The 22,745-nt window shown below is 60.0% G+C and carries 21 protein-coding genes and 1 pseudogene; 17 read left to right on the top strand and 5 right to left on the bottom strand.

Features of this window, described 5'->3' with window-relative positions; translation table 11 throughout:
• The first annotated feature begins 41 nt into the window (after positions 1 to 41).
• From OC446_RS05525 to OC446_RS05465, 13 genes are all read left to right on the top strand, one after another.
• The gene (locus tag OC446_RS05525; RefSeq protein ID WP_262028052.1) at positions 42 to 956 is read left to right on the top strand and encodes an SDR family NAD(P)-dependent oxidoreductase; all 915 of its coding nucleotides are present in this window, start codon (positions 42 to 44) and stop codon (positions 954 to 956) included.
• Positions 957 to 1,014: 58 nt separating this feature from the next.
• A complete protein-coding gene (locus OC446_RS05520) occupies positions 1,015 to 1,866 on the top strand; it encodes an NAD(P)-dependent oxidoreductase (protein ID WP_262028051.1) in 852 nt (283 codons plus the stop codon).
• Positions 1,867 to 2,388: 522 nt separating this feature from the next.
• On the top strand, positions 2,389 to 2,967 hold the full coding sequence (locus OC446_RS05515; protein ID WP_262028150.1) for a TetR/AcrR family transcriptional regulator: 579 nt from the start codon (positions 2,389 to 2,391) through the stop codon (positions 2,965 to 2,967).
• A 134-nt stretch (positions 2,968 to 3,101) separates the two neighbouring features.
• Positions 3,102 to 3,659 (top strand): nuclear transport factor 2 family protein, encoded by a 558-nt coding sequence (locus OC446_RS05510; protein ID WP_262028050.1) that lies wholly within the window; start codon positions 3,102 to 3,104, stop codon positions 3,657 to 3,659.
• Positions 3,656 to 4,762: a Gfo/Idh/MocA family protein gene (locus tag OC446_RS05505; protein ID WP_262028049.1), complete on the top strand. Its 1,107-nt coding sequence runs from the start codon at positions 3,656 to 3,658 to the stop codon at positions 4,760 to 4,762. The genes OC446_RS05510 and OC446_RS05505 overlap by 4 nt, the downstream gene beginning before the upstream one ends.
• A 1-nt stretch (position 4,763) precedes the next feature.
• A complete protein-coding gene (locus tag OC446_RS05500; RefSeq protein ID WP_262028048.1) occupies positions 4,764 to 5,777 on the top strand; it encodes a zinc-dependent alcohol dehydrogenase family protein in 1,014 nt (337 codons plus the stop codon).
• A 123-nt stretch (positions 5,778 to 5,900) separates the two neighbouring features.
• Positions 5,901 to 6,866 carry a quinone oxidoreductase family protein gene (locus tag OC446_RS05495; protein ID WP_410055020.1) on the top strand — a complete coding sequence of 322 codons (966 nt, stop codon included), beginning with the start codon at positions 5,901 to 5,903 and terminating at the stop codon, positions 6,864 to 6,866.
• A gap of 331 nt (positions 6,867 to 7,197) precedes the next feature.
• Positions 7,198 to 7,833: a response regulator transcription factor gene (locus OC446_RS05490; protein ID WP_262028046.1), complete on the top strand. Its 636-nt coding sequence runs from the start codon at positions 7,198 to 7,200 to the stop codon at positions 7,831 to 7,833.
• Between the two features lie 348 nt (positions 7,834 to 8,181).
• Complete coding sequence (locus OC446_RS05485; protein WP_262028045.1) at positions 8,182 to 9,003, top strand: alpha/beta fold hydrolase; 822 nt, start codon at positions 8,182 to 8,184, stop codon at positions 9,001 to 9,003.
• A gap of 26 nt (positions 9,004 to 9,029) precedes the next feature.
• On the top strand, positions 9,030 to 10,001 hold the full coding sequence (locus OC446_RS05480) for an MBL fold metallo-hydrolase (protein ID WP_262028044.1): 972 nt from the start codon (positions 9,030 to 9,032) through the stop codon (positions 9,999 to 10,001).
• Positions 10,002 to 10,018: 17 nt separating this feature from the next.
• The gene (locus OC446_RS05475) at positions 10,019 to 10,456 is read left to right on the top strand and encodes a DsrE family protein (RefSeq protein WP_262028043.1); all 438 of its coding nucleotides are present in this window, start codon (positions 10,019 to 10,021) and stop codon (positions 10,454 to 10,456) included.
• Between the two features lie 224 nt (positions 10,457 to 10,680).
• Positions 10,681 to 12,876: a PAS domain-containing protein gene (locus OC446_RS05470; protein WP_262028042.1), complete on the top strand. Its 2,196-nt coding sequence runs from the start codon at positions 10,681 to 10,683 to the stop codon at positions 12,874 to 12,876.
• 56 nt (positions 12,877 to 12,932) lie between these two features.
• On the top strand, positions 12,933 to 13,322 hold the full coding sequence (locus OC446_RS05465; protein WP_410055019.1) for a response regulator transcription factor: 390 nt from the start codon (positions 12,933 to 12,935) through the stop codon (positions 13,320 to 13,322).
• Positions 13,323 to 13,364: 42 nt separating this feature from the next.
• Here the strand turns inward: OC446_RS05465 and OC446_RS05460 are convergent, their stop codons facing one another.
• Complete coding sequence (locus tag OC446_RS05460; protein WP_262028040.1) at positions 13,365 to 13,994, bottom strand: FMN-dependent NADH-azoreductase; 630 nt, start codon at positions 13,992 to 13,994, stop codon at positions 13,365 to 13,367.
• A gap of 115 nt (positions 13,995 to 14,109) precedes the next feature.
• On the opposite strand from OC446_RS05460, the pseudogene OC446_RS05455 reads away from it, so the two are divergent.
• A pseudogene (locus OC446_RS05455) lies at positions 14,110 to 15,034 on the top strand (LysR family transcriptional regulator).
• Positions 15,035 to 15,506: 472 nt separating this feature from the next.
• Here OC446_RS05455 and OC446_RS05450 read toward each other — a convergent pair.
• A complete protein-coding gene (locus OC446_RS05450; RefSeq protein WP_262028039.1) occupies positions 15,507 to 16,004 on the bottom strand; it encodes a hypothetical protein in 498 nt (165 codons plus the stop codon).
• A 207-nt stretch (positions 16,005 to 16,211) separates the two neighbouring features.
• Here OC446_RS05450 and OC446_RS05445 point away from each other — a divergent pair, with 207 nt between their 5' ends.
• Entirely contained in the window at positions 16,212 to 16,988 is a 777-nt protein-coding gene (locus tag OC446_RS05445; protein WP_262028038.1) for an SDR family oxidoreductase, read from the top strand.
• A gap of 77 nt (positions 16,989 to 17,065) precedes the next feature.
• Here OC446_RS05445 and OC446_RS05440 read toward each other — a convergent pair whose 3' ends face one another.
• The 3 genes from OC446_RS05440 to OC446_RS05430 all read right to left on the bottom strand — a co-directional run bounded on the left by OC446_RS05440 (position 17,066) and on the right by OC446_RS05430 (position 19,922).
• Positions 17,066 to 18,058, bottom strand: a complete 993-nt coding sequence (locus OC446_RS05440; RefSeq protein WP_262028037.1) for a hypothetical protein — start codon at positions 18,056 to 18,058, stop codon at positions 17,066 to 17,068.
• Positions 18,059 to 18,073: 15 nt separating this feature from the next.
• Entirely contained in the window at positions 18,074 to 18,886 is an 813-nt protein-coding gene (locus OC446_RS05435) for a DeoR/GlpR family DNA-binding transcription regulator (protein WP_262028036.1), read from the bottom strand.
• 61 nt (positions 18,887 to 18,947) lie between these two features.
• Complete coding sequence (locus OC446_RS05430) at positions 18,948 to 19,922, bottom strand: extracellular solute-binding protein (protein ID WP_262028035.1); 975 nt, start codon at positions 19,920 to 19,922, stop codon at positions 18,948 to 18,950.
• Positions 19,923 to 20,047: 125 nt separating this feature from the next.
• On the opposite strand from OC446_RS05430, the gene OC446_RS05425 reads away from it, so the two are divergent.
• Positions 20,048 to 21,106 carry an ABC transporter ATP-binding protein gene (locus tag OC446_RS05425; protein ID WP_262028034.1) on the top strand — a complete coding sequence of 353 codons (1,059 nt, stop codon included), beginning with the start codon at positions 20,048 to 20,050 and terminating at the stop codon, positions 21,104 to 21,106.
• Complete coding sequence (locus OC446_RS05420) at positions 21,106 to 22,743, top strand: ABC transporter permease (RefSeq protein WP_262028033.1); 1,638 nt, start codon at positions 21,106 to 21,108, stop codon at positions 22,741 to 22,743. The genes OC446_RS05425 and OC446_RS05420 overlap by 1 nt, the downstream gene beginning before the upstream one ends.
• Positions 22,744 to 22,745 lie beyond the last annotated feature (2 nt).

Genomic DNA, 22,745 nt, shown 5'->3' with positions numbered 1-22,745 from the left:
CTGATCAAAAGCGCCGTACCCACCACACAGAGGAATCAACAATGACGCTCGTTACAACACCTTTTGGATTTGGCTCGACCGCTGCTGAGGTCGTGGCCGATGTCAACCTGGCGGGAAAGCGCGTTGTCGTGACGGGCGCGTCCTCCGGCATTGGGATCGAGACCGCGCGAGCTTTGGCGGGAGCCGGAGCCGAGGTCACGTTGGGAGTGCGAAACGTAGAAGCGGGTGAGGAAACGGCTGCCGGAATCCGGTCGTCGACAGGCAATGCCGCTGTTCGGGTCCGCCGTCTCGACTTGTCCGATCAAGGGAGCCTCCGCACGTTTGTGGCCGAATGGGAAGGCCCCCTGCACATCCTGGTGAACAATGCCGGCATCATGGCTCTACCCAGCCTGGAACGCACCCCGGAAGGCTGGGAGATGCAGTTCGCCACCAACTTCCTTGGGCATTTCGCGCTCACCCTCGGTTTGCACCGCGCGCTCGCGGCGGCGAATGGTGCCCGCATCGTGTCGGTCAGTTCGAGCGGAAACCTGATCGCACCGGTGATCTTCGATGACCTTCATTTTGATTTCCTGCCCTATGATCCGCTCGTGGCCTATGGGCAGTCCAAAACCGCCTGCGCCCTGCTGGCTGTGGAGGCAACGCGGCGCTGGGCCAGTGACGGTATCGTTGCCAATGCCCTCAACCCTGGCGCAATCGCCACCAACCTCCAGAAGCACACGGGTGGTTTGAAGACGCCGGCCGAGCGCCGGAAAACGCCGCAGCAAGGTGCTGCTACATCAGTGATGCTGGCGGCATCTCCGCTGCTGGAGGGAGTCGGCGGGCGCTACTTCGAGGACTGCAACGAGGCTGCCACCGTTTCCAAACGTCCCACCGACTGGATGGGTGTCGCACATTATGCGCTCGATCCAGCCAATGCGGAGCGCCTGTGGAACATCTCTCTGGGGCTGATCTCCTGACGCGAAAGCTGGCGCCATTCGAGCCGCTGGAGCTTACTCGATAGAAAGGACACATGAGATGAAACCAAGTCTGAACATTGGATTTATTGGCCTTGGTGACCAGGGTGGGCCTATGGCTCGAGCCATAGGCGAGTCCGGGCTCAAGCTGCACGTCTGGGCTCGCCGAACCCGGTCCCTGGAGGCTGTCGCTGGCGTTCCCCATACAGTGCACGCCAGCATCAAGGCGCTTGCGGAGGCCTGCGATATCATAGGATTGTGCCTGAGGGATGACCGTGACCTCTGGGACATTCTGGATCGCCAGGGGCTGCTGAAGGCGCTGGAGCCGGGGACGATCGTGATCAACCATGGCACAGGCGATCCGGACGAGAATCGCCGCATCGCTTCCTATTTGGATGAAGTCCACGTAACTTTCCTTGACGCACCCGTCAGCGGTGGCCGACCGGGAGCGGTCGCGCGCGCACTCACCACCTTTGTTGGCGGAGATGCGGCAGCGTTCGAACAATGCCAACCTGTATTTGGTACCTTTTCGACACAAGCTGTCCACATGGGGCGCTCGGGGTCCGGGCAGGTCGCGAAGCTTCTGAACAACGCGTTGACGATGACCAACCTCAAGAATGCAGTCGACGTGTTTGGCTTTGCGGACAAGCTGGGGCTGAACATCTCAAGCCTGTTCGACGCGGTTTCGGCGAGCAGTGGGTCGAGCGCAGTGTTGAGAGCCTTAGGAACCGCGATCACTCCCGGAATTGCGCCGCACCTCCAAGAGTTGATGAGGAAGGATATCGAGCACTTTGCCGATGCCATGTCGAGCAGGGGGCTCGATGCGAGCGAGGTTGTCGAACGGGGACTAGGTGGGGCAAACGGATTGCTCGATCTTGTCCAGCGGGTGACAGCGAGCCGACCCAACGCCTAACCGGTGCGAACCGTCTTGTCGCCGTGCGATTGCGAAGCAATCGGGCGGTTTGGCAAGACGGCCCGGCACCAAGGGCGCAAGTTCCTGGGCGAGGAGGGCATAAGGATGGCTGTGGGTCACGCAATCAACACCTGCTCCGCTGTTGACAGGACAACTGGAGCCACATGGGAGCGAGAGCGGATCCTTATTATCGATGCAAATATGGCCGATCGGGAAAGGCTCACGCGAGAGTTCAGGGCGGCTGGCTACGATGTGGCTGTCGTGAGAACGAGCGACCAAGCCCTTGTCCTCTTGAGGAGCTGGCTTTCGTGTTGATCGGTTCAGCAACTCGGATCGGCATGGACCGGTTGGCAGACGTCCCGAGTCAGTCACCACAGGCGCGACAGGCGTGACGAAGATGAACCGGATAGGGCGACCTTGTCGGGGCACCGCTCAGGGTCGGCAACGGACTGCATCGTTAAGCCTGCAGGAGTTGAAGATTAATTCTGGACAGATCGGTCTGGTATGTCTATATCACCACGCATGGCTAGGCATAAAGAATTCGATCGCGACGCGGCGCTGAAGTCCGCCATAGCGGTCTTTGCCGATCGCGGCTTCGAGGGAACGTCGACGGATGATCTCCTGCGCTCCATGGGGATCAGCCGACAAAGTCTCTACGACACCTTTGGCGACAAGAGGAAACTCTATCTTGAGGCCCTGAGGCAGTATAACTCGAATAATGTATCGGATCTCATCCGGACCCTGAACACGGCTCCATCGCCTTTGAAGGGGATTGAGGCTGCGCTCCTTCAGTTTGCAACTGCGCCTGAGTTCAATGGGGCTATGGGTTGCATGGGCGTAAGCGCCATCTGTGAGTTTGGCCGATCCGATGGGGAGATCACTGCTGTAACCGATGCGATGGGACGGACGCTGATAGGAGCGCTTGAACGGCGGCTGACCGACGCCCAGGCTCTGGGTGAGGTCAGTTCAGACCTGGATGTTTCCGCTGCTGCCCAATTCATTGGTTCAACCCTCTCAGGGATGAAGGTCAGTGCGAGGGCTGGTGCGCCCGCCGACACCCTGCTCAATATCGCCCGGATGGCTCTTCGAAGCCTGAAGTAGCTGGGGCAGGGGGTGAGTATCGAACCGAACTTTTGCACTCAATCTTGGACTGGTTAGTCCGGAAAAAGCGATGACTTTAGAACTTATAGTCAGAATTTTGTCCCATTCTGTTTGAGAGGATCAGAGGAGGCATCATGCCACCGTTATCCGCAATGACATATCTGCTGGTCCGCGCGCACATCGAAGATATACTCAAGCGCTACACGCGGGCTGTCGACCGACTTGATGAAGCTGCACTTCGGAGCTGCTTTCATCCAGGCGCAACAATGCATGCGGCTGGGGCAGAAACCACTGCGGCGAGATTTTGTGACCTCGTCGTAGGCATGCTCCAGGAGCTTGAGCTTACGCACCACCAGATTGGCAACATCCAGATCGACTTCGACGATCGTGTTACCGGCGACGGCACAGTTGCGTTTGTCGAAACGTATTTTACGGCCATCCATAGGATTGGCCCATCAGGGTGGTCGCCCTTCCCACAGGGGAACCCTGGCGAAGATCTCATGATGCGCGGCCGTTACGTTGACCGCTTTGAAGATCGAGCCGGTCAATGGGCTATCGCCCATCGAGCGCTCGTTATCGATTGGGCACGGTTCGACCCGCCTGATGATCGCGGCATCGTCGGAAACTCCTCCCAACCCCGTGGCGGCCGCGACCATTCCGATCCGGTCTATCATCCAAGGAAATCCGCATGAGCAAGAACACAATCGGTGTTGGCGTCATTGGCGCAAGCACTCTCAATCCCGGCTGGGCCATGGCCTCGCACATCCCGGCAATCCAGGCGCTCCCTGACTTCGAACTGCGGGCTGTCAGCACAAGCAGCAAGGCCTCTGCCGAAGCAACGGGGCAAGCTCTCGGAGTGCCTGCCTTCGACAATCCTGAGACACTCATCAATCATCCCGACGTTGAACTGGTCGTGGTCGCCGTGAAGGTTCCGCATCACCATAGCTTGACGGTCGCCGCGCTCGATGCCGGCAAGATGGTGTTCACCGAGTGGCCATTGGGCCGGACTCTGGAGGAGGCCGAAGACCTTTCGGCCCGCGCCCAAAAGGCCGGCGTGCGGACGGTCATTGGGCTGCAAGCCCGCTTTGCTCCAGCAGTGCAGCATGTCCGCGACCTGATCGCGCAGGGCTACATTGGTGATGTCCTCGCGACGAATCTTGTCGGCACGGGCATGATCTGGGCGGATCAGATCCCCCGATCCTTCGCCTATACCCTTGACGCGAACCAGGGCGCCGGCGTGCTGCCAGTCCCAATGCTGCATGCTTTGGAGGCTGTAAATTTTGCTCTCGGCAGCTTCGTCAGTGTCGATGCTGCCGCGGCAGTACGCAGGCCGACTGTTCGTCTCATCGAAGAAGACCGTTCGATCCACGCTACTGCCTTTGATCATATTGCGCTCAGTGGAGCCCTGCAGAATGGGGCTATCGTGTCTGTTCTGTACCGTGGGGCTCCGTCACGTGGTGATAATCTGCGCTGGGAGATCAATGGCACCAAAGGTGATCTTGTCCTGACAGCCGCTAATGGAAACTTCCAGGTTGCCGATCTGAAACTCCAAGGCGCCTGGAGCGACCAGACAAATGTCGCTCCGCTCGAGTTGCCTGAGACATTTGCCGCGGCTCCCGGCGGGCTGTCTGGCGATTTCGGCGCCAACACGCTCCGGGAATATTCAGCTTTCGCTCGCGATCTCCGGGACGGCACAAGGATTGTTCCCGATTTTGCCTACGCGGTGCAGCGTCACAAACTACTTGATGCCATCCATGAGGCCGCCCGGACGGGCATTCGGCAGAAGGTGGCGTGACATGGCACAGCGCATGAAGCAGTGGGAATTGAGCACCCCCGGTATCGAGGCCCTGCGTCTTGTCGAGGCGGAGCGTCCTTCCCCAGGCGTAGGTGATGTACTTCTGCGAACGCAGGCTGTCGCGCTGAACTACCGAGATGGCGCCATCATCGAAGGTGCTATGGGGTCACCGTGGAACGGTGCCTTGGTACCCGGCTCTGAAATGACTGGTGAGGTTGTAGCGCTTGGTGAGGGCGTGACACGGGTCTCGGTCGGGGACAGGGTGATCATCAGTGACAATGTCGGCTGGATCGATGGTCCCAAGCCACCGGATGATGCCAATCACGAAGCCGTTCTGGGCCGGTTAGCCGAGTATTCGGTTGCCCCAGAAGCACAACTGGTCAGAGCCCCGGCATCTCTCGATGCGGTGGCTGCCAGCACCCTGTCGGTGGCGGGCCTGACGGCTTGGTTTGCGGTCGTGGAGCTCGGCGCTGTTCGCGCCGGCCAAACGCTGGTGGTCCAGGGGACCGGAGGTGTCTCGCTGTTCGCCCTCCAGTTTGCCGTCGCACATGGCGCTCAGGTGATTGTTACTTCAAGCAGCAATAGCAAGCTGCAAAGGGCAATGGCTCTCGGGGCCGATCATGGTATCAACCGCGTGGAGCATCCGGAATGGCAACGCCGTGTGCTGGAGATTACCGGCGGGCGCGGGGCCGAGCACATCCTCGAAATGGCTGGGGGCGATAACGTCGCGCGTTCGTTGGAGGCGGTTTCGCTTGGCGGGCGGGTATCAATCATCGGTCTCCTGGGAGACACAACCCTGCATGCCCCAATCCTGCCGCTGCTGTTCAAGCGGGCCACGCTGGCGGCGATCGCGGTCGGGCATCGACGTGCGCTGGAAGATATGGTCCGCGCGGTCGACCACCTCCGGATCAAGCCGGTCATCGACAAGGTCTATGATTTCCAGAGCGCCCCTGAGGCCTTCGCTCATCTTCGCCGCGGCCCCTTCGGCAAAGTGGTCATCAAGGTGGCGGACTGAAGCCCTTGCCGGGAAAGCGGATTCGCGTCGCCGCCCAACAACAGGCCAGGGCAAAGCACGCACCTGCTTCCGTGGAAAGGGACTGGTCTTTGCTGCGCCGTCTTCAATCAAGGAACAAATATGATGAAAGCGATTGTTCTCGAAGCGGTCGGTGGGCCGGACCACCTACGCTTGTTGGAAGTTCCCGATCGCGACCCTGCCCCCAATGAGGTGCTCGTCGAGATTGCAGCCGCCGGCGTCAACTACATGGACGTTGGTACCCGCGTCGGCATGTATTCGATTGCGCCTCTTCCCATGACGCCAGGAGTCGAGGGGGCAGGTCGGATTGCAGCAGTCGGCGAAGACGTTCGCAATCTCAAGATTGGTGATCGCGTTGCTTGGTTCTTTGCAGTCGGGAGCTATGCCGAGCGGATTATCGCTCCGGCGGAGGCCATGGTTCCGGTCCCTGACGACATTGATCTCAAGACGGCCGCGGCCCTGTTGATGCAAGGACTGACGGCAAGTCATCTGGTTACAGACACGTACGCCATCAAGCCCGGGGATGTCGCCCTGGTTCACTCGGCCGCTGGCGGCGTCGGTCTGATGCTCACGCAGTTGATCAAGCTACGTGGCGGGCGGGTGATCGGTCGCGTGTCCAGTCGCGAGAAAGTGGAGGTCGTCAAAGCAGCCGGAGCCGATCACGTCATCGTCGACCGTTTCGGTAACTTCGCTGACGAAGTCCTGCACCTCACGGAGGGAGCAGGTGCTCACGTGGTGTATGACGGGGCAGGGGCGGACACATTCCAGGGATCCTTGGCCTCCCTGCGCTATCATGGGGTGCTGGCCTATTACGGCCAGACCATCAAGCGGCAGCCGCCGATCGATCTGCTGGATTTGCCCAAGAGCGTGCTGATCACCTATCCCGTGGTTCACCACCACGTCAGGACACGCTCAGATCTCCTTGCGCGTTCGCAGGCCCTGTTCGATCGCGTCCGGGAGGGCCGCCTTAATGTACGGATCGGGCACCAGTACCCTCTAGCAGAGACGGCGCAGGCCCACATCGACATCGCATCGCGACGTACGACCGGCAAGCTTCTTCTCATCCCATGATCGCCAGCTTTGCGGAGCAACGGAAGGCTGACATTGCCTCGAACCCAGACTGTTGCGTGCTCAATCGACTGGGTGCATGATAACACGCTGAATGCAATAATGTCATTTCGTTGCGCATCGACATCGGGATTCTGTGCCTTAGAAGCTTTCTACTAGGGCAGTTGCGTGATTTGGTATATCGGATAACGAAGCCTCGGGCTGAAGGCGCTACCACAGGGTGAGTTGAGCACCTGCGGTTCTCCGTGTTTGAGTGATCACGTCGGGGGATGCGGATCCAGGCTTCATACCGCATCTCTCGGGGCAAAGTCGCAAGAGCCGCTGGTGGAACGCCATGAGAGAGGAACAGTCGGTCGTCTTCGTTGTCGATGATGATCCCAAAGTCCGTAATTCCCTCGAAAATCTCCTTGGCTCGGTTGGTCTTGAGGTGCGGTTGTTCGGATCGACGCTCGAATTCCTGAACAGTCCGCGCCCCGACGTCCCCGCTTGCCTCGTTCTCGATGTCCGGCTGCCGGGGCTGAGTGGACTGGACTTGCAGCGGGAATTGAACCGTCTGAGCATCGATCTTCCTATTATCTTCGTGTCCGGCCACGCCGATGTTCCCATGACGGTGCGGGCCATGAAGGCGGGCGCTGTCGAGTTCCTGACCAAGCCGTATCGCGAACAGGACCTGCTCGACGCGATCCAGGTCGGGTTCGAGCGGGATCGGGTTCGGCGCCAAGAACTCCGATCGCTGTCAGGACTGCAGCAGCGGTTTGCTGCTTTGACCCCAAGGGAGCACGAGGTCATGGATCTTGTTGTCTCCGGCCTTATGAACAAACAGATCGCAGCCCACCTTCAGGTCAGCGAGATTACGGTCAAGGTTCATCGTGCCCATGTGATGCGCAAAATGCAGGCGAGGTCCCTCGCGGATTTGGTGCGAATCGCGGATCGACTCAACACAATGGTCAGACCCTCGCCATCAACATAGATTGTTCAGTCGCGAACCAGTACCCGTTTGCCAGCCCCCAAAGGCTGGAACTCTGGACGGATGGTCTTTTCATCGTGCGAACTTGGCAAAGCCGTTCAAACGCGGAAGAGCCGCTTCCCGCTCCAGATTACATTGCCAGCACTGACTGAGGTCTCCCTCTGTCCCGGTTCAATTGGATCGTCCGGGAGTGCACTGATGTCCATATCGAAGTCTGATGGATCTTTGTTGCCGTCACGCCGGGCTGTGCTTGCCGGAACAGCCGGCGCGCTTATTGCACCAGCCCTCATCTCTGCTCCCAACATGGCAGCAGCGCAGCTTCGTCCCAGCCAGCCAGCTAAGGGGAATTCCATGACGACGATCACGACGAAGGACGGCACGCAGATCTATTACAAGGATTGGGGCAAGGGCCAGCCCGTCGTGTTCAGCCACGGGTGGCCCCTCACGTCGGACGCGTGGGAGGACCAGATGTTCTTTCTGGCCAGCCATGGCTACCGCTGCATCGCTCATGACCGTCGCGGCCATGGCCGGTCAAGCCAGCCGTGGGACGGCAACGACCTCAATGCTTACGCCGACGACCTCGCCGAGCTGGTCCAGGCACTCGACTTGAGGAATGCCGTCCATGTTGGTCACTCCACCGGTGGCGGTGAAGTGACCCGCTACATTGGCCGGCATGGAACCTCTCGGGTGGCCAAAGCGGTCCTAGTGGGCGCAATCCCGCCATTGATGCTTAAGACGGAGGGCAACCCCGACGGAACGCCAATGGAAGTGTTCGATCAGCTCCGCTCCAGCGTGCTCGCCGACCGGACTCAGCTCTGGAAGGATTTGACAATGGCCTTCTATAGCTACAACCGACCGGGCGCCAAGGTGTCGGAAGGGGTTCGTGAGCAGTTCGTCCACCAAAGCATGATGGCTGGCTTCCCAGCGTCATATTTCTGCATCAAAGCTTTTTCCGAGACCGATCTGACCGAGGATCTGAAAAGGATCGATGTGCCAACCCTGGTGGTGCACGGCAATGATGACCAGATCGTGCCGATCAAAGCCTCCGCATTGCGATCGGTCAAGCTGATCCCGCATGCGACGCTCAAGATCTATGAAGGCGCACCCCACGGCCTTGCGACAACCCACAAGGACCGACTGAACGAGGATCTGCTCGGGTTCATCAAGAGCTAGCGGTCGAGATGGTTGAGGAGGCTGCTATGACCTATGACAATCACGCCCGCTTGACGCGCCGCGGCTTCTGCCTCTGTTGCGTCGGCGCCACGACCTTCGCGGTCTCCGGGGGATGGCTCACGCCAAGGGAAGTCTTTGCCCAGGCACAGGGCATTGTCGATATGATCCGCTCGGCTGCCGCGAAAGCCCCAATCGAGGTTCATACCCTTCGGGGCAATGTCAGTGTCCTTGAAGGATCCGGCGGCAATGTCGCCGTTCTGACCGGACCTGACGGTAAGGTCCTGATCGATGCTGGCATTACCGCATCCCGACCTCGCATGCTTGAGGCCATGAGCGGTCTCGGCCGCGAGCCGATCCGGCACCTGATCAACACGCATTGGCACTTCGATCATACGGACGGCAACGAGTGGCTTAACAGAGAAGGAGCGACGATCCTTGCTCAGGAAAACGCGCGCAAGCACCTGATGTCCGCCCAGAGAGTCGAAGATTGGGATTTCAACTTCTCGCCGTCACCGCCGGCGGCACTTCCCAGCGAAACTGTGTCAGATGAGAAGTCGCTTCGGCTGAACAAGGCAACACTGCTTCTTAAGCATCGGCCTAACGCGCATACGGACGGTGATATCACGGTTGCATTTGCTGAAGCGGACATCTTCCACACCGGCGACATTTACTGGAACGGAATTTACCCGTTTATCGACTATTCTACCGGAGGGAGCATCGACGGGACAATCGCTGCTGTCGAGGCAATTCTTGCCAGCATCGGCGATCGGACGATCGTTGTTCCCGGGCACGGGCAGCCAGTGAGCAATAAGGCCGAACTTCAGGCATACCGAGACATGCTGACGACAGTTCGCGCAAATGTAGCCAACCTGAAGAGGCAGGGCAGGTCACTTGACGACACCGTCGCGGCCAAACCAACCGCGGCCTTCGACGCCAAATGGGGGCAGTTCGTCATTGGACCCGCCTTCTTCACGAAATTGGTTTACGAAGGTGTTTGACTGAAAGGATCAAGCCTATGTCGGATTCCGCTAACTCTCTCGTGATTGAGATTCCGGTTGAGATGCAACTCGTCAAGTCGGTGCACAGCATCGGTGATTTACAATTTGAGGGCGATCTGCCGGCTTCGCTCTTCCACCTTCAGCTCATCACGGGCGACATCGCCGAATGGCGCGCCCAGTCCGACGTTATCGCGGTGTTTCATACGAATGCCGGCCATGTGACGCTCAACGACGACGCCTATAATGCCTCGCGTAATATCTCGACGGGAAACCCTTACAAGAACCTGATAGCTGACTTGACGAGACGCGGCGCAAAGATCGAGCTTTGTGGTGCAACCGCCAGGGTCAATGGTTGGGGCAATGCGGATCTGCTTCCGGGCGTGAAAATCAATCTGGATGCCATGGCCAGGACAATTCAGCTTGTCCAGCAGGGGTTTGTGAAGATCACCGAGTGATTGGATGGTCGCGGTGAGGTGCTCCCGACATCTCCATGGCTTAGGATGGTCCAGGAGGACCAGCGGCACAGGCATTGTGATATCCAACACTGGACAATGCGAGCCGCTGAGCAAGCGAGAGGTTCCGCGTCTAGGCCATCGCATCATAATGTTGTTTAATGAAACATTGCTCTGGTACAGTGCGGGCTCGGTGAATATGGGCCCGCACACGGAGTACCGTTGCGATGGATCGTTCCATTCCCTTTGGAAGGCACAATGTGGCAATTGTGCTGGGCTGTATTGGTATTGCGCTCAGCTGGCTCTCCGGCGACACCTCCGGCCTCATCGCAGTGACCGCTCCATTGTACGCCTTGGTAGGAAGACAATCAGGGTGGTTCGCGATTGGGCTTTGCATTCTTGCTCTTGTCGCCTTGTTGCTGCTTATCGATGCGGCTGGAGCGCTGGGATACAGTGCTCTTCTGGGTGTGTCTTCCTTTGTGGCGGCTCTTTTTGCCGTCCGCTCGATCATCCAACGCTGTGAGAATGAGGCTTCCGATCGGCAGGTGGACCGGGAGGCGCGGCTGATTGTGGAAAGCATGCCGGGCCTCGGATGGTCGACCGATGCCAACGGCAATTTCATTTACGTCAGTCCAAGCGTTATCGACTATGTCGGCAAACAAACCGAGGAGTTCAACCGCACCGGGCGCACCGGACTGGAGGCGGTCCATCCGAACGATGCCGAACGTGTCACCAGGGCATGGCTACACAGCCTCCGGACTGGAGAGCCGTTCGAAACGGAACACCGAATTCGACGGTTCGATGGGACATACCGTTGGTTCCATGCCTTGGGACGACCGGTCTTGGACGGTAGCGGCCGTCCTACCGGTTGGTACGGCACAACAATCGATATCGAGAAGCGGAAGCAGGCTGAAGAGACAGCTGCGAAAAGCAAACAGCAGCTACAGGAAATCATTGATACCATGCCGGCCTTGGCCTGGACCACGAATGCTGCCGGCGAGGCATCCTATTTCAGCAAGCGAACACTCGACTACGTCGGCTTCTCCAGCGAGGAGTTGTTCAAGGAACCCTTTGCAGCAATGCATCCGGAGGATATCCCTGCCTTCAAGGAGGTATGGGCACAATCCGTCGCGTCCGGCAAGTCGTTCTCATTCACATACCGACTTCGTCGCTTCGACGGCGAGTATCGCCGACATGTAGGACGTGCCGAACCCTTGCGCAATGAAGCAGGTTCGATTGTCGAATGGATTGGTGCGAACATCGATATCAACGAATGGCATGAGGCTGAGGAGGCGCTACGTACTAGAGAGCTTCAGCTGAGCCTGCTCGTCGATACGATTCCGACAATGGTCTGGTGCATGACCTCTGAAGGGGAGCCGTCCTATCTGAATAGGAAGCTGATGGATTACGTGGGACTCACCCTCAACGATCTCGAAGCGCCTGACGGAACCCGCCTCACAGGTGCCATTGAATCGGTGGTCTTTCCAGAAGATCGAGCAATCGTTCGAGCCAACCTGGAACAATCATTCCGGACCGGAAATCCGTTCAGCATGAAATACCGACAGGTGCGGGCTGATGGTGTGTATCGGTGGGTTGATGGCCGGGCAGAACCACTTCGGGACACTGATGGCCGGATCATCCAGTGGTACGGCGTTACGATTGACGTCGACGATGAGACGAGGATGCATGAGACGCTTCGTCTGGCACAGGAGCGTCTGGCGCGGGCCACACAGGCAGCGAGCCTCTCGGAATTGTCAGCGTCCATCGCTCATGAGGTCAATCAACCCCTGGCCGCCGTGGTGACGAACAGTGAAGCGGCCTTGCGCTGGCTCTCATCGGAGCCGGCCAATGTCGAGCGGACCAAGGCGACATTGGATTGGATCATACGCGATGCAACGGAAGCTGCCGAGGTGGTCAGCCGCATCCGGGCCTTGTTCCGACAGTCGCCTCAGACCCAGACAATGGTGAGGATCAACGAGGTCATCGGAGAGGTGCTCCGTCTGATGCAGGCGGAGATTTCCGGAAAGGGCATCCGCATGGATGTCGAGCTGTTTCCGGATCTCCCGCCAATTGCGGCCGATCGTGTTCAGATCCAGCAGGTTCTTGTCAACCTGATCCGCAACGGGATTGATGCGATCGAAGCCACAAACGGAGCACGCAAGCTGCTACAGGTCCGAACACAGATGGACGAGGAAAACAACATGGTATGTGTCGAAGTCCGAGACCATGGCTGTGGGATCAAGGAACCGGAGCGGATCTTCGAGGCTTTTTATACAACGAAGGAAACCGGCATGGGCATGGGCCTGGCAATCTGTCGGTCCATCATCGAAGCTCACAACGGTCGCCTATGGGCGGAGCCCGCTGAATCAATCGGATCCGTGCTCAAGTTCTGCCTTCCGATGAGCTCAGGTGGTCTCGAATAATCCGGGAGATGCTTCAATCTTCGATCACTCCACCCGGCGCACAGGAAATCGCTGATATGCCCTTTGAGCATAGATCGGTCATAGCAGTTGTCGATGATGATCAGCGAATTCTCGAGTCTCTGAAGAACCTGTTCGAGTCTGCAGGTTTCTCCGTTCGAACGTATTTGTCCGCCCGGTCATTTTTGGAGGATTCTCCTCTGTCGGAGATCGATTGTCTGATCACCGACATCGGCATGCCCAACATCGATGGGTTCGAGCTGCAGCGCCGGGTCGAGGGGGGTCGACCTGACTTACCGATTATTCTCATTACAGGGGATCTCTCGATCTCCGCCCACCAGCCTGCCGTAGGGAATGACAAGCCGAACTTTTTTAGAAAGCCCTTTAGCGGTCAGGAATTGCTTTCAGCAGTGTGCCAAGGGCTGTCTTCGTCTCATAGACCGTCCTGAGACATCATGGTTTCAGGGCGATCTCTGATAGCCTTCGATGTGCTAGGCCGCCTTACGCCAAGCCTCGCCGATCGTCTCGCCGATCTGCTGACGCACAGCCTCGATCGCCTGCTCACGGGCCTCAGGGCCAAAAGCCAGCTTCTCCGCCCGCAGGAAGGTCACGTCGGTGATGCCCATGAAGGCGAGAAGGTTGCGCAGATGAGGCTCCTGGGAGTCGAGCGCCTGCGCCGGCCCTTCGCTGTAGAGGCCGCCACGGCTCTGGACGACCACTGCGCGCTTGCCCTTGAGTAGTCCCTCGGGGCCGCCCTCGCTGTAGCTGAACGTGATGCCGGCCCGCAGCACGTGGTCGAACCAAGCCTTCAACGTCGACGGCATGCCGAAGTTGTACATGGGCGCGCCGATGACGAGGATATCGGCAGCCTTGAGCTCGGCAATGAGGTCGGCCGAAAGGGAGAGGGCAGTGACCTGGGCATAGTTGGAAGGCTCGGCCCCGCGCAGCGCCGTGACAGAGTCGATATCCAAATGCGGAACTGGATTGCGGCCGAGATCCCGAGCGATGACCCGCAGAGCGGGATCATGGGACCGGAGGAGAGCGACAGTTTCCGCGACAAGTTGGCTGGACACGGAGGCTTCGCCGAGCGCGCTGCTGGTGATCACGAGAGCCGTGGACATGAGACAATCCTTTCGAGGGTTCTGGTCCTTGCGGTACGACCGAGGTAATGGTTCATCGGATGCAGCAGAAGGCGCATGCTCTGCACCATGCTGTTGCCCACGGAGGAACACTGTCGTGACCGAGCTGGAGGAGCTTAGGACTTTCGTGGAGGTCATCGAGAGCGGCGGCCTTAACCGTGCCGCGGCCCGCCTGGGCGTCTCGAAGTCCATTGTCAGTCGGAGGATCACGCGTCTGGAGACGGATCTCGGCGCACGGCTGCTCAGCCGGAGTACGCGTGGCATCAGCCCGACAGAGGCTGGCATCGAGTTCAAGGCGCGATGCGGTGGCGCAGCAGGGCCGCTCCGTGCGCGGGCGCCTGCGTCTGTCCGCACCGCTGGCCTTCGGCGTGCGTCACCTGGTGCCGGTCTTGGCGGAGTTGGCGCGCCTCCATCCCGCTCTCGAACTGGACGTGTCCTACACCGATCGGGTCGTGGACCTGATCGGCGAGCGGTTCGACGCAGCGATCCGCATCGGCTCCCTCAGAGACTCCAGCCTTATCGTTCGCCGGATTGCCCCTGTTCACGCGGTGCTGGTCGCAAGTCCCGATTACCTGGCCCGTCACGGACGGCCAGGGACGCCGCAGGATCTCTCCGGACACGAATGCCTGATCTACACAGGCAGCCTTGTGCCCGAGTGGCAATTCCAGTCGGGCAAGTGCCGGTTCTCGATCCGCCCCGAAGGACGGCTGAGGTCGGACAGCGGGGAGGCCCTTCTCCAATGGGCGATCGCGGGGCTCGGGATCGCGGACGCTCCTTCGTTTCTGGTCGCAGAGGCCATTGAGAGCGGCGCCCTTGTCCCCCTCCTGTTGGACCATCCGCGGCCGGAGTTCGGCATCCACGTCGTGCGGCCGCCGGGCACGCATGTCCCGGGCAAGGTGCGGGTTCTGATCGATACGCTCGCTGAGCGTTTCGGCGGCACGCCGTACTGGGATCGCTGCTTGGCCAATCTGGGTGATCGGAAGCATGTCAGCCCGGGCTTTCCTCAGGTGCCAGGGGGATGACGTAGTCGCGGCCGGTTATCGGGAGAGATGAGCATGGGAGTTGGAAACACCGAGGGATCTGACTTTGTTGGCAATGCTGCCGCGGACTGCTGTCCATCCAGGGACGGCTGGGGCTCCGAAATAGGTCTTGGCCAAGTTCGGCGGTACCAAGGCGCCACAAAAGTTTCTAATCCAGCGTGGCATCACCGCCAGGAATGCTGGAGCAAGCAATTCCAACTACGTGCTCGCTGAGCAAGTGCAGCGGAGGTTCTCCGCCAATTCGCCGTCTCCTAAGACTCGTGGCAGCCGCGTAGCCTTCAACGGTGCATTACCTTCGGTCTGCAAGGCCAAAGGCCCATGATTGACACTCCTGCGACGTAAGCTCTTGGTCCGGTTTAGCGCCGACGTTCGTTGAACTGCTGGAAGGTGAATATTTGACTCAAAGCTGCCATTCCTGTTGGACTTTGCGTATATCCTTGCAGGAGCGCTCGGTTCATAGAAATGAGGCATGGCCCATAGGGTTTGGCAGATAACCCAGGAATCCTACGATGCGCCATCGACTCTCGATACGCCGGCAGAAATACAAAGTTTGCCAGCGCAGCACAGCTGGATCGGCTCCAGCGAGAGGGATGGTGCCGTCGAATTTCTTGCGCGCCATCGCAAAGTCTTTGACGATCTCGATCTCACGCAAGGTTGTCAGCGCCAGCAGGGCTTGTTTCAGATCCATGGCGTCGATGCGTCCAGCGAGTTCTGCGCTACCCGCAAGCCAAACCTCGCGATAGCGCGCGAGATCGGCGAAGCTCGCACGCCAAGTATCGGGATCATCCGAGAACCGGCCGTCGATCCCAAAGAAGCCTTCTGGTGCGAAGTCTGCGAAATGTAGGTCCCAATCACCCACGACGAAGGCATGGATGTCGCGTTGCACAAGCATGTCCCAGATTGCACGGCGGTCGGGATCGCTGGGCGGAAAAGGATTGACGTCGGATATCATGCGATTTCTCCATGGGCGCCTGATCGTAAAGGGGAACCCGGCGGCATGGAACCGATCCAACCGGCTTGTACACGGCTCCCGACCCGCTCTGGCGGCTTACCCTTGCTTGGAATTGGCTCTGTGCTTTGCTTGAAAGCTTTTTTTGACGGTGAACCGGATCCCCTTAATGGAAAAATGCTCTAAAGCTTGGGTTCCAGGGAGGCGAGAATGAGAGATACGACACTTGTGACCGGCGGCGCCGGTGATATCGGCCGGGCGCTCGCCCGGCGCTTCCTGGCCAGCGGGCACCGGGTCGCACTGCTCGACCGGGACGGGTCCGCTCTCGAACGGGCCGCCCGCGACCTCGCCAGTGATGATCGTCTCGCCTGCATCAGCGCCGACGTGACGGACAGCGCTTCGATCATCGAGGCTGTCGCCAAGGCGGAGGCGGCCTTCGGCCCGATCGGCATTCTCGTCAACAATGCGGGCGGCGTGATCGCGCCGACCCTCGCCTCGACCGACGAGGCCGCGTGGCTCGCCGATCTCGATCTCAACCTGAGCGGCGCCTGGCGCTGCGTGCGTGCCGTGCAGGATGGGATGATCGCGCGGCAGAAGGGCGTCGTCATCAATATCTCGTCGGCGAATGCGACCGGGATCTACGGCTATCCGGCCTACAGCGCGGCCAAGGCCGGTCTCGAGCATTTCACCCGCTTTCTGGCGGTCGAGCTGGGCCGATACGGTGTCCGCGCGAACGCCATCGCGCCGGGCAGCGTTAGGACGCAGGCCTGGAACGATCGCGTGGCGCAGGATCCCGAAATCCTCGAGCGTGTGAAGCGCTGGTATCCACTGGGTGAGGTGTGCGAGCCCGACGATGTGGCGGGTGTGGCGGCCTTTCTGACGACCCGCGATGCGCGGATGATCACCGGCGCCGTCATTGCGCTCGATGGCGGCCTAACGGTCGGATCAACGACCATGGCTCGCGAATTCTGCGGCGCGGAATTCTGAAGCATCGGATCCAAACGTAGAATCCACTTTTGGGTCCGAAGCTCGCGTCCGAAACTGGCGCCGATGGCCCTTCGGCCTCAGAGCTTCACGCCGAGATAGGTGCGATCGTCTGTCCAGTGCTTGGCGGTCGAGCCCTTCGGCGAGGGATAGAGGATAACTTTCGACGGGTCCTCTCGCTCGACGTCGCGGAAAGCTTCTTCCCACGACGCGACGCCGAAATCTGCGCCGGGTCTGAAGTAGCCGTCCGAGAACAGTTCGATCGTTTCGACATCGGCGCGCGGAATCCGCTCGAAATGCACGAGGGAGGAGGGGATCTCGAAGCCGTCGAGGGCCGAGTAACCGAGGATCGTGCTCGCGTCGTTCTGATAGGCACCCTGTGCATTGACGATGCCGCCACGCACGAGCGCTTCGATATCGCTTTGCGGCACATGAGGCAGGGCCTGCACGCATGCGGCGACCGCACGCTCTTCGATCCATGCGAGATCCTGAGGCTCAAGGATGTCGGCGAGCGATTCGTGAGGCTGGCGGGTTCCGAACCAGGTCACCCGGCGGGAGGTCTTCTCCTGGATCTCGGGATCGCTCGTGCGGGCACCGATCACGGGCCAAGCCTTCTGGCGCAGGGTTGACGTGATCAGGTCCAGATCCTTGTCGACCTGGAGGATACGGCTGCCATTGATCCGGATTCCGCTATCGCCGACGAGGGCGATCTCGATGGTCGCCTCGCCCATGAGAGCGACGGCGAGGGTCGAGGAAAAACGATAATTGCAGTCGGTCCGCGCCGCATCCAGCACGTCGTGCTCTCTGTAGGCATCGGCAATGGCCTGGGTCAGGACGGCGATCAGAGCCTTCATGTCGGCAGGACGGTTAGGACCGGTGAGAGCGCATTCGATCGCCTCTTTGACGATCGACGCCGCATATTGGCCGGATAGCATGCCGTTGTAGCGCGTGCCGAGGCGGTCCGTGACGCCATCGATGACCGCATATGCGCGGCCGGGCAGGATGACGAAGCGATCTTCGTTCGTGTCGGGCGCAGAGGAAACCTTGGCCTCGGTGAAGGCTTCGATGAGCATTGAGCAAACTCTCTTTCAGAGATCTTGTGACGGCGTCATGACCTGAACGATGCGCGTCGCGTCGAGCATCGTCGGATCCTTGACCTTGGTCCTGGGGTCGCAATTGGTGATCAGCACGGATGCTTGACGCAGATGGCTGATGGCGTGAGGGGCCCGGCCGCCGAACTTATCCGCCTGCACGACGAAGATCACTTGCCGGGAGGCGGCAATCACCTCCTGGACGAAGGCGACCTCGAGGGGGTCGTGCGCGAGAACTGCACCGTTCTCGTCGATGGCATTGGCGCCGAGAATCGCAAGATCGAACTTGAAGGTATTACCGACGCCTCCGCCCATGGCGGCCAGAATGGCCGTATCGTTGCGTCGAACGTAGCCGCCGAACACGTAGAGCGTGACCATGGTGTTGAACGTGCACGCATAGGCGACGCCAAGATTGCTGGTTGCGACAATTAGACGGGATCGGTCGCGCAGCACCTCGTGGATCGTGTTGAACGTCGTGCCGAGGCCGACATAGATGGTCGAGCCGGGCTGAATGAATTCGGCCAGCGGCGCTATAAGGCGGCGCTTGAGCTCCGTCTGATGGGCGCTCCTGTCCTTGTAGGCGATGGCTGTGGAGCCCGGGCCTGGCAATGCGACGCCGTGGCTCTTCTGAATGAGCCCCCGGGCCTCGAGCTCCTGCAGGTCGCGCCGGATGGTCTGAGAGGTTACGCCATGCTCCTGCGCAAGGTTCATCACCGGGGTTCCACCGAGCCGCTCGATCGACTCAATGATGTGCCGCCGCCGTTCCTCTGCCGACAGTTTTCTGACTTTTGTCGATTGGCGAGCAGACATGGTCCTCGACATATCTCGAAAAGATGCGGCCGCGCCGACGAGGGCGCCGCCGCAGGATTGATTATTGACCGACGGCCTTGCGCCACTTGTCTAGCACCGCCTGGGTGCCGCCAAGATCGTCAATGGTCTTGAGTTCGACGAGCTTCAGGTTACCGAGCGGGGGCAGGTCGCCTGGGCCGGAGACATCCGTCCGGACGGAACGGCGTCCCGCTTCCTTCACGAGCAGTTCCTGCGTCTTTTTCGAGAGTGCCCAGTCGATGAACTTCTTGCCGCTCTCCGCATTGGGGGCGCCCTTCACCAGGGCTACACCGTCCGGCGACGCCGTCGTTCCATCGGCGAGATAGGCGATCTTCACCGGCGCACCGCCGACTTTGTACTCGAGCGCGTTGTCCTCGAGCGTCAGGCCGAGCGGAGCCTCGCCGTCGGCGACGTAGCGCGGCACCGAGCCGGAACTATCGGTCAGCACGAAGTTTTTAGCGATCTCGCCGTACTTGTTCCAGCCCTGCTCCCCGAAGACGGTCAGAATCGTCATCATCTGCTGGAAAGCGGAGCCCGAATTGTCGGCCCTCGCCGATGCGATCTTGGCCTTCCACTTGGGATCTGCAAGATCGGTCAGGGTCTTCGGCGTATCCGTCTCCGGGATCATGCGCGTGTTCTGCATGAGAACGTAGATTACGGCCGTATACGGAGTCCAGGCGGGGCTCTTCACGAAGCGCGGATCGATGCTGCCGGCTTCCTTCGACTGGTAGGGTTCAAGCAGGTCCGCATTCTCGGTGAGCAAGCTGCCCGTGGTGCTCCAGATGACGTCGGCTTTCGGGGCCTTGGCCTCGGCTCGGATACGCCGGGTGACCTCGCTGGAGCCGAGCTGAATCACCTCGGTTTTGATCCCGGTCTCTTTTTCGAAGACCGGTGCCAGGGACTGCACGAGGGATGTCTTGTGAGCGGTATAGAGAACGACCTTTTCCTGAGCCGAGGCGGCTCCGGCGAAAGCCGCAATAGAAATGGCGGTAACCCATAGGCCTGTCAGCGCTTTCATCCGTTCCTCCCGAACCATGATGCCGTCAAAACGGCCTTTATGTTGTTTATGCAAAGACCGCATGTTGCAAAGTAAACACTCCTGCTTATGCTTGTAAAGCAGACAAGCAAGAGCGGCGCGGGGGGATGATGAGTTATCTAACAGTGAAGGATGCCTCGAAGCAGTTCGGCGGCTCGGTACGGGCCCTTGATGGGGTTTCATTCGCGGTCGAACGGAACGAGTTCTTCACGCTTCTGGGCCCTAGCGGCTGCGGAAAAACCACCCTGCTGAGATCCATTGCCGGCTTTGCCGATCTGACCGCAGGGAGCATCAGCCTGGACAGGACGGCGCTCGACTCGGTCCCGTCGCATAAGCGTGATATCGGGATGGTCTTTCAGGATTATGCGGTTTTCCCGCATCTGACCGTGGCCGAGAACGTCGCCTTTGGCCTCAAAGCCAGGAAGGTGCCGGCCGCGGAGACGGCGACCCGGGTTGCCGAGGCGCTCAACACGGTTCGTCTCGGGGCCATGGCCGCCCGCCTTCCTGCCGCCCTCTCGGGCGGGCAGCAGCAGCGCATCGGCCTCGCCCGCGCAATGGTGATTCGCCCGAAGCTCCTCCTGATGGACGAACCGCTCTCCAACCTCGACGCAAAGCTGCGCATCGACCTGCGCGACGAGATCCGCGATATTCAGAAGAGCATCGGGATTGCAGCCATCTACGTGACGCACGATCAGGAGGAGGCGCTCGCGATTTCCGACCGAATCTGCGTGATGAATGCGGGTCGGATCGAACAGATCGGGACGCCACAGGAGATCTATGCGGACCCGCGGACGATCTTCGTGGCCTCCTTCGTCGGCACCATGAACGTCTTGCCGAGGGAGGCGGCGTCTCATCTGGGAATGTCCGATGCTGCAGCCAGCCGCACCCACCAATGGGCCATACGCCCCGAGCATATCCGGCTCGATCAAGGGGATGCACCCTCAGATAGCCTACGTCTTTCCGGGATGGTCGAGAAGTACACCTATCTCGGTCGCGAGGCCCATGTGCTGGCCCAGACGCCGGCGGGCAAGATCGTCCTGCAGGTCGCCGATCCGTCGCCGGCCCTGCGCATGGAGCCGGGAAGCCCCATTATCCTGACCTTCCGACGGGAGGATATCCTGAGCTTCGATTCCGACGGCGTGCGGCTCAAGGGCGGGGGCAACTGATGCGAATCAGTTTTTGGACGCTCGTCTCCATCTTCGCCTGGACGATCCTGATCGCCCTGCTGGTCCTGCCGCTTGGCTCGGTTCTCCTCTCGAGTCTCCAAGACCAGGCTGGAGATTTCTCCCTGGCGAACTATGCTCGCTTCGTCGAAACGCCTCGCTTCCGGACGGCTTTTCTCAACACGCTCATCGTCGGCTTCGGCGGGCTTGCCGGCTCCCTGCTGCTCGGCAGCGCCATGGCATTCTGCATGGCGCGAATCGAGATCCGGGGCAGTCGCTTCGTATCTCTGCTCGCGATCCTGGCACTCGTCTCGCCGCCCTTCATCGGCGCCTATTCTTGGATCGTTCTATTCGGATCGGGCGGTCTCGTCCGTCAGACCCTGATGTCGTGGGGCATCTTCATCCCGCCGATCTTCGGCCTGTGGGGCATTCTCATCGTCTTCTCGTTCAAGTTCTATCCCTACGTCTATCTTCTTGCCTCGGGGGCCCTGGCCAACATCAACCGATCCCTCGAGGAGGCGGCGGAGAGCCTCGGCCTCACGCCGTTCCAGCGCGTGATGCGGATCTCGTTCCCGCTGGTCCTCCCGGCCCTCTCAGCCGGTGGCCTCCTGGCGCTGATCCATTCGATCGCGGATTTCGGAACGCCCCGGCTCATCGGACGCGGCTTCAATGTGCTTGCGACCGAAGCCTACACCCTCTACTCCGCCGAGGTCGGTAGCAATCTCAGCATGGCAACGACGATCAGCATCGTGCTGATCATGCTGTCGATGTTCTTCGTCTTCGCGCAGCGCTACATGTCGCGCCGGAATGTCTATCACGGCAATCTGATCAACAAGCCGGTGAAGAAGAAGCTGACCGGCATCCGCAACGTCGCGGCTCACGTGGTCGTCTATGCCATTGCGCTCATCGGAGCGATGCCCGCCTTCATCGCGGCGATCTACTCCGTCAGACGGACGAGCGGTCCGGTCTTCCATCCGGGCTTCGGCTTGGATAGTTACCGTCGCATCCTCTACAATCTCGCGGACGTGGTACAGAACTCACTGACATTCTCCTTCGCAACAGTTGCTCTCATCGTGACGATCGGAACGCTCATCGGGTGTCTCGTGGCGCGCAAGATGAGCGTCAACAATTCCCTCCTCGATGCGACGCTCATGGTGCCCTACGTGATGCCCGGAATCGTGGTGGGCATTGCCTTCGTGGCCGCCTTCAACTCGCCTCCGCTCGCGCTGACTGGCACTGCTGCCGTGATCATTCTGTCGATCTTCATCCGGCGGCTTCCCTATTCCGTCCGCTCCTCCGCCTCCGCCCTGCGACAGGTGAGCCCGAGCATGGAGGAAGCGGCGATCTCGCTTGGCTACAGTCCCGCGCGAGCTTTCATGAAGGTGACCGTTCCGCTCATTCTGCCAGGCATCATCGCCGGCGGCATGTTGAGCTTCGTCACGGCGATCAACGAATTGTCGTCCTCGCTCGTGCTCTATGTCGGCAGCACTGCCACGATGCCAGTGCGCATCTACATCGCGATCAACGATGGGGACTACGGCACGGCAGCCGCGCTTTCCACCGTGCTCCTCGTGCTGAGCAGCACTGCCATTTATATCGCTTTCCGTCTCATGGGACGTGACGAGCGAGCTCTGCTTTGAGA

It is taken from the genome of Microvirga sp. Mcv34 (assembly GCF_024519725.1).
Lineage (GTDB): Bacteria > Pseudomonadota > Alphaproteobacteria > Rhizobiales > Beijerinckiaceae > Microvirga.
This window is presented reverse-complemented; position numbering and strand designations above follow the sequence as displayed.